At 34.3% G+C, this 6,639-nt stretch carries 9 protein-coding genes; 2 read left to right on the forward strand and 7 right to left on the reverse strand.

Annotated elements, in window-relative coordinates; all coding sequences use genetic code 11:
• Positions 1 to 435, forward strand: a 435-nt coding sequence (locus MV589_RS04365; protein WP_297432421.1) for a cation diffusion facilitator family transporter, incomplete at its 5' end; no start/stop codon positions are given.
• An 11-nt stretch (positions 436 to 446) separates the two neighbouring features.
• Here the strand turns inward: MV589_RS04365 and MV589_RS04370 are convergent.
• Both MV589_RS04370 and MV589_RS04375 read right to left on the reverse strand, forming a co-directional pair.
• A complete protein-coding gene (locus MV589_RS04370; RefSeq protein ID WP_297432424.1) occupies positions 447 to 1,466 on the reverse strand; it encodes a tRNA pseudouridine(13) synthase TruD in 1,020 nt (339 codons plus the stop codon).
• Between the two features lie 11 nt (positions 1,467 to 1,477).
• Complete coding sequence (locus MV589_RS04375; protein WP_297432426.1) at positions 1,478 to 2,299, reverse strand: bifunctional riboflavin kinase/FAD synthetase; 822 nt, start codon at positions 2,297 to 2,299, stop codon at positions 1,478 to 1,480.
• Positions 2,300 to 2,374: 75 nt separating this feature from the next.
• Between MV589_RS04375 and MV589_RS04380 the strand changes: the two genes are divergently transcribed.
• Entirely contained in the window at positions 2,375 to 3,598 is a 1,224-nt protein-coding gene (locus tag MV589_RS04380; protein ID WP_297432428.1) for a magnesium transporter, read from the forward strand.
• A gap of 9 nt (positions 3,599 to 3,607) precedes the next feature.
• Here MV589_RS04380 and tlyA read toward each other — a convergent pair whose 3' ends face one another.
• The 5 genes from tlyA to MV589_RS04405 all read right to left on the reverse strand — a co-directional run bounded on the left by tlyA (position 3,608) and on the right by MV589_RS04405 (position 6,243).
• Positions 3,608 to 4,315, reverse strand: coding sequence for a 23S rRNA (cytidine-2'-O)-methyltransferase TlyA (gene tlyA / locus MV589_RS04385; RefSeq protein WP_297432437.1), 708 nt, complete (start codon positions 4,313 to 4,315; stop codon positions 3,608 to 3,610).
• A 246-nt stretch (positions 4,316 to 4,561) separates the two neighbouring features.
• Positions 4,562 to 4,816 carry a hypothetical protein gene (locus MV589_RS04390; protein ID WP_297432430.1) on the reverse strand — a complete coding sequence of 85 codons (255 nt, stop codon included), beginning with the start codon at positions 4,814 to 4,816 and terminating at the stop codon, positions 4,562 to 4,564.
• Positions 4,797 to 5,129, reverse strand: a complete 333-nt coding sequence (locus MV589_RS04395) for a hypothetical protein (protein ID WP_297432432.1) — start codon at positions 5,127 to 5,129, stop codon at positions 4,797 to 4,799. The genes MV589_RS04390 and MV589_RS04395 overlap by 20 nt, the downstream gene beginning before the upstream one ends.
• Before the next feature lie 59 nt (positions 5,130 to 5,188).
• Positions 5,189 to 5,422 (reverse strand): hypothetical protein, encoded by a 234-nt coding sequence (locus MV589_RS04400; RefSeq protein ID WP_297432434.1) that lies wholly within the window; start codon positions 5,420 to 5,422, stop codon positions 5,189 to 5,191.
• 251 nt (positions 5,423 to 5,673) lie between these two features.
• On the reverse strand, positions 5,674 to 6,243 hold the full coding sequence (locus MV589_RS04405; protein WP_297432435.1) for a hypothetical protein: 570 nt from the start codon (positions 6,241 to 6,243) through the stop codon (positions 5,674 to 5,676).
• Positions 6,244 to 6,639 lie beyond the last annotated feature (396 nt).

A 6,639-nucleotide genomic window follows, 5' to 3' on the forward strand; every position in this document is an offset into this window, starting at 1 on the left:
TCAAACGCAGCGGTACTCTTTGCCCTTGTAGCAGTGCACTACACAGGAGAGCAACTTATTGACCCTATTTTAGGTGTCGCTATTGCTATTTATATGATTTACTCAGCCATTCCAATCATCAAAGAGGGAGTCTTAATGCTTCTTGATGTTTCCCTGCCAAAAGAAGACATAGATAAAATAAAAGAGATTTTAGATGCTGAGCCAGAGATTACAACATACCACTATCTACAAACAAGAATCTCAGGTTCTCATGTTTTCATATCTTTCCATGCAGTTTTTAATGTCTCTATATCGTTGTACGATGCCCATACAATCGCCGATAAAGTAGAAGCTAAAATCAAAAAACTATTTGATAAAGATAAAAAACTACACATTTTAATACATATGGATCCCTACGATGATGCAGATATAAACGCAGAAGAAGAGGAATGGTAGATAGATAAAAGCTATTTTTTACTAGCTTTTACCATCTTTACAGAAAAATTCTTGTTGGCTATATTTTCTAAAAATACTGTTGCATAAGCACCTTTTGGAAGAGTAAACGCAATGTTTAAAATATCAAAATTATTTCTGTAATCAAATTTTATATCTTGTGGAAATATAAGTGCTGCTCTACGCAGACCTTTATCGTACAAAAATTCATCATCATATTTTTCTTCTATTTCACGAGCTTTTGCTCTTGCTCTGTAAACATTACGACCTATAAGTAGTCCTGTTGGCACAACTTTATGTGCATCAAAATCTTTTTGAGGAATGTTTTTTGGCGTAAAGAGTTTCTCTTCATCTGAGAGATAAACATCGCCCTCTAAAAGCATAAATTTACCACCATTTTCTTCACGAGACAATATAACTCTCTCCCTAAGCCAATCATTGAAAAATTGACTCTGATAAATAGAGATAAGAAACTTTTTTAATTTTGCATCGTTTATATATAAATCTCCAGCTATCATTGCTTTGGCTTGTTCTATAGAATCTTCATCTCTACCAAATCTTTGGTAGCCAAAATAGTTTGGAAGTCCATTTTTTTCACTCTTTCGTGCAAGCTTTTCAATTTGCCCTGCTTCGATTTGTGAGACCTCAAAAAGATTGATGCTAAAACGATTTCCCTCTAAATCACCCATACGAATGGAATGAATATGTCGCGTTGTATCTAAAATTTTAATTTGAGAATGTTTAAACTTTTTAAGTGCTTTTTCATATTTTGCCTCTACACTTATATACTGTGTCGTTGTTGCATGTTTATCTTTTAACCCTGCATAGCCTATCTTCTCGGCAGGCAGATTTAAAAACTCTGCAAACGCAGCTATCATGTCCCATGTGGTAAGCTCCACTTTTTTCACATATAAAATAAGAAAATTTCCATTTCCTTTAAATTTTATAGGTATTTCATCTACAATAAAATCATCTTTGTTCTGTTCAAATTTGAAGTTTATTTTATTTCTGTTTTCTAAGTATTCTCTTTGCAATGTTTTCCTTTTTAGAGTGCTAACAATTTTAGCTCTTTAGTAGCCTTGGCTATATCTTTTTTTATTGCAACTTTAAGTGCATCTAAACTTGCAAATTTTTCATTATCTCGCAAAAAAGAGACAAAACGAATTTCTGCTTTTTGCTTACACTCTACCACGCCATCAAGTATATGCGTCTCTACCGCAAACGAACCATCGGTACTTTCGCGATGTCCAATAAAACTTACAGATGGATGAAAATGCTCTTCATCATCTATACGCGTTGTTGTTACATAAACACCCTCTTTTGGGAGTAAAAAGTCCCCTACTTCTAAATTTATAGTAGGAAAAAGTTCTTTTGAACCTAGACCTTGTCCTTTTATTAGACTCCCATGAATGCTGTAGTTATAGCCTAAAAATTCATTCGCTCCTTTTATATCACCTATTTGCAACTTGGCACGAATTTTATGCGAATGTACTGAGTCATTATTATGTTTTACTTCATCTACCACAACTACTTCTCCTTCAAAAAGCTCTCTCAAATCAGCAAAAGAGTACTTTCTATCTTTTCCAAAATGAAAATCATATCCGACAACAATCTTCTTGAGTTTTGGAAAGTGTCGCCCCAAAAGCTCCACAAAACCTCTCCCATCAAGATGACGGATTGCATCAAGCTGCAATATTTCTACTTTATGTTTTGTATGTAACTCCCGAAAATTTTTCGGTGTTAAGTTCGCATACCCTGCATCAATAACTACAACAGTACCATCTGCATCAAGTTCACAAAAAAGTGCCTGATGTCCAATATGCATACCGTCAAATCCACCTATAGCAACGGATGTCGTTTTTTTCATTTACACTTTTTCCTTAAAAATGACTATAATTACATTATAACCACATTATAACATATACAAAAGGATTTTTACTGCATGACAATAGATGATACGCCCATAGAACAGCTTGCACAAAAACTTCTCAAACTACCTCATGAAGAGTTTAAACATATCATCAAAAATATTTCTTATCAAAAACTAGCAGAGGCAGTCTCCTACGCTGAGAGTAATCGAGCAAAACATCTCATCAATCGCATAAAACATATAGATGAAACACTCGAAAAAAATATATATAAATTACTAAAAAAAGAGCAGCAACATATAATTAAACAGCTTTTAGAATACGAAGACAATGAGGTTGGTGCTTATATGCATCTTGAACTTCTCAGTGCAACTCAAGATGAAACAGTTTTAGATATAAAACGAAAAATACAAACTTATGAGAAGGCATCCCTCACTCACGCTGCGTTTAATAAGCTCTTTATCATCACCAAAAAAGAGCATCTGCTTGGTGTTTTAGATATTAGTAAACTACTGCTTTATGATGATACACAAACCATTGAGCAAATCATGGAGAAAGAAAATTTACCCCAGGCATTGATGATTAATGAACATGCAGATATTCATACTGCCGTAAAACTTTTTGAAGAAAACGACCTCTCTACACTTGGTGTTGTAAATAAAAGTAAAAAACTTCTTGGACGTATTCTTTTTGATGATGCCTATATATTTATTCGTGTTGAGGAGGAGAAACAGGCACTCAATATGCTTGGAACACACCATGAAGCTGAAAAAAGTTTTGCTACAGCGCAAAGAAAAAGACTTGAATGGATTTTCATTAACCTTTGTGCAATTCTCCTCTCTGCATTAGTTGTAAATCACTTTAAAGGAACAATAGAGCAAATAGTCACACTCGCTGTTTTGATGCCTGTTGTTGCAGCACTTGGCGGTAATGTTGGTAATCAAGCCGTCACCGTAACAGTGCGGCGTTTAGCCCTTGGAGAAATCAGCAAAACATTGGCATACAAAATAATGGGAAAAGAGTTTCTTATTGGCATTGTCAATGGTCTTATAGTTGGCGTTGTTGTGGGAGTTTTAGCATACTTCTGGTTTCATCAACCAATGCTCGGTGCTGTTGTTGCTCTAGCTATCATCATAAACCTCTCATTAGCAGGTCTTATCGGTTCATTTTTACCTATCATTATGAAACGCTTTAACATTGACCCTGCTATCGCGTCGCCACTACTGCTCACAACAGCTACAGATGCTATGGGATTTTTTGTATTTTTAGGTTTAGCAACGCTGATTTTACTCAAATAAACAGTACGACTACTTTTTAAAGTAGTAACAATACTCTAAATTTCCCTCTTTTCCTGTAAGTGATGAAGGTGATTTTTGCACCAATTTCCACTCTTTTAAGAGACAAGCATCTTCAAACTTTTGCATTGCGTTTGCGATGGCTTTTTTATCAAGAACAACACCATTTTTATCACGCTTGACCTCACGCCCCACTTCAAACTGTGGCTTAAAGAGTAAAATAATATCTCGCGATGCAAGTCTCTGCACATCCTCTAAAATATAGAGTAAAGAGATAAACGCAACATCACTGACAACCAAGTCAAAAGTACGATTTGGTTCAAATTTACGAATGTCACACCCCTCGTAAACATTCACTCTTTCATCTTCACGCAAAGAGTAGTGTAGTTGATCTCGCCCAACATCCACTGCGTTTACCTCAGCAACATTACGCTCTAAAAGCACCTGAGTAAACCCACCAGTAGAAGAACCAATGTCAAGTGCGACTCTTCCTTGTACATCTAAACGCAGCTCCTCTAAAAAAGCATCCAACTTAAACGCAGCACGAGAGACATACGACCTATGTTCCTGCACATTTACACTATCACTCTCTTCTACTCTATAAGAACTTTTTTTTGCTATGTTTTCATTTACAAAAACAAGACCCTCTTTTATAAGAGCCTGTGCTTTGTTACGACTATCAACAAAACCTTTTTCTACAAGATAGTTATCTAAACGCATTATCACTAACATCAATTTTACAATAATATTTTTTCATAAGTTTTCCTCACTAATAGATTCTGTCATATTTATTTATGAATTGTTATTGAAACATCTTACTTTCTTTTTTCAATTAATCTCTTTTGGAAAAAACAGATTATTTTCTAATGTTGAAGATAGAGAATGATTTATACTCTGTGAGAAATGACAATATTTAAAGTGTTGATGCTGAAATTAAGGATTCTTTAAATCAGAATTAAGCCCTACTTAAGCCGCCTTTGAATGTTTAATATTCTCAATATCTTTTATTTTGAAAGTTCCATCTTTTATTTTTTTAATTGCCGTTTCAATTCTATGCTTTAGTAGCGTCATCTCATTGAAGTTTTCATCAAGAAGTAAATGCAATACAGCAGATTCGAGATCATTGTCTAAGTGTATTCCTTTTTCTGTGGACACAATAGCCAAATCCATAAGTAAGTCATTTACTTCATCGAAAAGTTTTTTAATATTGTGTTTGCTCATACCTTACTCCTTTTATTTTTTGAGAGAACAGCGACATTATAAAATGCTTGTACTCTAAATCAGCCTGTTCTTTTGTAAAGACACCTTTAGAAACCAATGTATTGATTACAGATGCAGCCTCTTTTTTTGCTTGAGCGTATTGTATCCTAATATCATTTATATCTAATTTATCTTTAATAATTAACTTAAAATAAGTTCCTTTTCCAGAGAATGCAACAATCTCTTTTAGTTCTCCCCTAATCGCCAACAAGACATCTTCAAAACTTAATGTTTGCCCTGATGGATGGTTATGTATAAGTGCTTTTCCATTCATCCGAGTAACTTCACTATCTGTAAACCGTATTGCTTTGTTATTTCCAAGTTTTTCAAAAATCAATACTCAAAATCATCAAACACTATCGCCTTTTCTTTGTAATTATTAGTATCTGCCAAAATTTTACTATGAAATTTATCATAATTTTTAAAAGATTTTGAGTTTTTATTTCCTTTGACAATATGTTTTTTTGCTATCTTTATTACACTGTCAACATGTGCATCGTCTAAAGATAATGCTTTGTTGTATCGTTTTTCTCTACCAGTATCTGCCAGCGTGTACTTTTCCATCACATTATTATACCCAAACACTTCACTGTAAATTAATGATAGGATTACTGCGGTCTGACTCTATTGAAAAGCGTCACAATATCATTACCCTCTTTAAATTCTCTGAGCTTATCAAAAATCTCTACTATACACTTCTGGTCTCTGAATGAAAATTTTTCATCTGTTTCTTTGATTTATATGGATATTTATAATACCGGTAGTGGCAATTATAATGTTATACTTCGCAGCAGTTTACAGGGTCAAACTTCAGAGGGTCAGACTTCAGAGCTTCCAAGCTGCCTGTGCGGTAGTTTATCGTTAGGGTTTATGCCATCTTTTACAGATTTTGGTACTGCCCTGTAAATTGTTATCTCATTCTCAGGGTTTCCTTTCGCTTTATGTATTGCAAGTATGCTCTCCTCATCCATTTGTGGGTTTCCATGTCCGTGAAGTCGTTGTGCATCTTTTGAGTAGATGTCATCATTAAAAGATTGAGAAACATCATCGGCTCTTGAATTTACTTCATCGTTTACAGGAGCAGTGTGTTCCATTTTGTAGCTCTCTTCTTTTGTTCTTGCATCTGCTGCGTTTAGCGTATCATCTAGTTGCTTATCTTCTTGTTTTCGTTTGGCTAAAAAGTTGTCTATTCCATCTTCTTTTATTTGATGTAGCTCTTGTATTATGCTCTCGTTTGGCATCTCTCTATATGTTCCATTTGCACGTTTAAAGTAAGCCACACCATCATCAGAGAGGTAGTATTCTTTTTTTCTCTCTGGATGATAGACAAATGAACCTTTTTCTGGAAGCCCTTGCTGCTTTCGCTTCTCTGCTGTTCTTGCAAGCAAGCCTTTACCTTTTTTTGTGGTTTGTGGTATAATTGTTTCATCAGAAGATGGGATTGGTTGAGCATTATGACTCCGACCTCTTCTGTTTGAATAAAAACTAATTATTGTTTCCTTATCCTTGTTCTTTCCGACAACTGCTCTAAATCTTGTTCCATCATCATTAAAAAGTGTATAAATATGCTTCGTGGGGACTAAAAATAAATGTTGTGTCCGAAAAATTTGCTATTATAAGGATAATAAATAGATGGATGCATATATGAGTCAAATGAAAAATAAATTAAACATAGATCAACTACTTGGAAACTTAAGTAAAAATGATTTAGTAGGTGCTAATGGAATCAGTTCAAATGGATTAGCTTCATTGGTTGAAAATATCATACATGAGATAATGAATAA

Origin of the sequence: Sulfurimonas sp., from assembly GCF_026991475.1 — a bacterium.
Taxonomy (GTDB): Bacteria; Campylobacterota; Campylobacteria; order Campylobacterales; family Sulfurimonadaceae; genus Sulfurimonas.